Origin of the sequence: [Flexibacter] sp. ATCC 35208 (assembly GCF_001975825.1) — a bacterium.
Taxonomy (GTDB): domain Bacteria; phylum Bacteroidota; class Bacteroidia; order Chitinophagales; family Chitinophagaceae; genus Chitinophaga.
This window is the reverse complement of record NZ_MTKN01000157.1, coordinates 1-2,898: the sequence shown is the minus strand read 5'-3', so window position 1 is coordinate 2,898 and position 2,898 is coordinate 1. Positions and strand designations below refer to the sequence as shown.

3 protein-coding genes are annotated in these 2,898 nt (G+C 36.8%); 1 reads left to right on the top strand and 2 read right to left on the bottom strand.

Annotated features, from left to right (window positions below; genetic code table 11):
* Positions 1-879: 879 nt before the first annotated feature.
* On the bottom strand, positions 880-1,659 hold the full coding sequence (locus BW716_RS34740) for a hypothetical protein (RefSeq protein WP_143709226.1): 780 nt from the start codon (positions 1,657-1,659) through the stop codon (positions 880-882).
* Between the two features lie 81 nt (positions 1,660-1,740).
* Positions 1,741-2,211 carry a hypothetical protein gene (locus BW716_RS34735; RefSeq protein WP_083730630.1) on the bottom strand — a complete coding sequence of 157 codons (471 nt, stop codon included), beginning with the start codon at positions 2,209-2,211 and terminating at the stop codon, positions 1,741-1,743.
* A 68-nt stretch (positions 2,212-2,279) separates the two neighbouring features.
* Between BW716_RS34735 and BW716_RS34730 the strand changes: the two genes are divergently transcribed.
* The gene (locus BW716_RS34730) at positions 2,280-2,552 is read left to right on the top strand and encodes a LytTR family DNA-binding domain-containing protein (RefSeq protein WP_083730629.1); all 273 of its coding nucleotides are present in this window, start codon (positions 2,280-2,282) and stop codon (positions 2,550-2,552) included.
* The last annotated feature ends 346 nt before the right edge of the window (positions 2,553-2,898 follow it).

Here is a 2,898-nt window from a genome sequence, read left to right as displayed (position 1 = left end):
AAAAGTATAAACAACTTCTACTTTAAAAAGGGTCTCCTGACCAGAAATAAAAATATTTTTCACCATTATCCTACTCCAGCGCTAACATCAGAAGTCATAGGTGCCGGAGGCGATGCAAGAGGTATTCCAGACAAATTAACAAAATGGTAATATCCAACATTTTTAGCTTTTTTCTCAACTCAACATTTATTGTAGATCCACCATAGCATCCCGTATAAAGAATGTCTAAACAGTGCCTGATGTCCTGCTAATACGATCATAAGCTATGTCAAAATCAAAAAAACACATACCAGTAAGGCGGGTGAGGACGTTGTAGGAATAAGTATATTCCAACGGGGTGCCAAGCGTTGAAACGCTTTGGCTGATAGCAGAGATATTACCATTGAATAACGGGCTATTGCTAACTGCCGCAACAAATGGCTTAACGGTGGTATTAACAGGTGTATATTCTCTATTTTAAGATTATCCTGCACCAGCACTGTATCAGATGCATAATAAGCAATATCATAAACCGTTTTTGTAATCTGCGTACGGGTAGCCGCTGCTGCATTCAACCAGCTTGCTAGACTTTGCTCACTTCAGCTATAATAGCTTATAGATAAAATGGCTAAAACATATACTCTTAACCATTTTATCTATAATAGTAATAAAAAATGTATCCGATGAATTTAGTTTAGTAATCGCTCATTATTTTGCTCCAAGGCATAAAGATTATCATTTTAATTCTATTATCTCAACTTCTAATCCTGCTTTATTCAAAGCTTTTTAATTCCATCCGTGCATTGAATACGTTTAAAAACGTTCCGTATTTTTACTTGCTGCCGTTGAAACCACCTTTCGCGCAGGAGTTAGACAATCATTATAATGATATGAAATATATTATAATTCCACTATGTCTCTCCAATATGGGATGTTTTCAATCCGTTTTCTAGATCTTGTATCTACATTAAAATATTCATCAAATTCAGGTTTAAATTCAGGATAAAATGTTTCGTCTTCTTCATCATATGTATAGCGATACACATCCAGATCATTACTTAATGATGCTAGTAAATATTCTCTGAAATTCATCCCATAAATAATAATATCTGATCCCCAAATTGAAAGTATCGGTCTATCAATATAAGATAGATCGCATACCTGAAAACAGTGTCCTCTAACAGGCATTAATTTTGGCGCATTTTTAAACCATTGGATAAAAAAAGCCTCCTTATCCGATTCCTTTTGAGGTAATGGGCCCCATTTAGATGTCCAATATGCCCGACGAGGTGGCTTACGCATAATATCAGCTAATATTTGCTCAAATGGCCATTTAAAGGCCCTACTAATTTCTCCATCATCATGGAGCCAATTAAAAAAGAAAGGTTTTTCTTCAAACACCCCCTCTTCTATATCCGGGTCAGGATAAACTTTTTCTTTCCGGTCAATTGTATGTAATATTTTTAAAAATGCTTTATGTTCAGGAGTGAATCTAATACCATATCTTTCTTCCACCTGTTTAATTTCAGTATCTGTCAGCCCTATCCATTTAGCGCCATAGATCCAATTACTGCAGACAAAATCCTTGTCAGTTGTTTTAGGATCCTGGCTCCAGTAAGTTTCCGTTCTTTCTTTAATCCAATATAAAAAGTCAATAAAATTATCCGGAATAATCTTCATATGTTTCAATATTTCATTTCTATATCTCAATTTAGGCTCAAACATCAGCTAAACATTTCTTATGTGTAAAGAAATAAGAAATTATTTGGTTTTAGGTTTAAATTCATAAATTTTTTTATAGTGTTCATTTGTCCATCCATATTTATACAAAGGGTTCCCATTAGCATCAACACCTACTTCCTTCTTCAAAATTCGATAGGTATTACCTTTGTCGGGAACAAGCACTTCATACTCTAATGCATTTTCCCATTTTATTTCCTTAGCTGTATTATACCTATTTTCAAATACCACTTGGTTACCATTCTCGTCATACCTTGGAGTACCTCTGCCTGATGCGACTTCTTTTATCTCTTTATTTATTTGACGGGATGGAGGTGTTTTCCCACTTCTATCAGGTTTTGTTGCCTGTACAGGCTCAAAGTCTGTAAATCCAAGAGAGAAACCAACTGCGGCAAGAATACTATTGTAAAACTGCCGTCTAGTTTCTGTAAACTGTTGAACTAAATTAGCATTGTGCCTTTCTTCATCTTCAGGAAATAACCTGGTAAACAAAATGGCATCCGGATATTGTTTCCAAAGATCATTAATTTGTTCGCAAAAGTAAAGGGCTTTTCACGAAGGTGAGTAGCCAAGTCGTCATACTGGTAGAGGCCAGTGGCGGATGTTCCAGGATCATCACAAGAGAGGGTACTTACCTGGTAAGTAGTAACCTCAGCCAACTGGAGGAACAGCTACCCGTGGCACTCTTTTGCCGTGTACATCGTAGTTACATTGTAGCATTAGAGTCTATCACCAGTGTGACTGAAAATAGTGTTAAAGTTCTTGACAGGGAAATTCCCCTGTCAAGAACTTATGCGGAACAGTTATTTAGCCGTTTGTTGATTATTTTTTAACGCCCTCTCTTCTTCCAACTCCCCTTTCTTTAATCGCCAACTGTTAATTTTCCCTTCGTCAAAAGATTTTTCATTTTGGTGTGGATTGTCGTGTTAATATTGTTGTCGTAAGGCGATAGTGATCCAGGCTGTGCCCGGGATGAAGGAGAGGCACCTTTTGTTCCACTGGATGACTGTTCGTCGAACAAGCATCGAAGAAGCGTCGAAGACGTGTCGAAGGATGATCGAAGAAAGGTCGAAGAACATTCGAAGCGCATTCGAAGAACATTCGAAGAACATTCGAAGAATGGCCTTTCATTATTGTTGAACCTCAAAAACAATTTTTATGGCAAAGACAGATAACAGA

Bases quoted from the DNA above. Each gene is read 5' to 3' on its own strand.
- BW716_RS34740 (WP_143709226.1), bottom strand. From the start codon at position 1,659: ATGAAGATTATTCCGGATAATTTTATTGACTTTTTATATTGGATTAAA.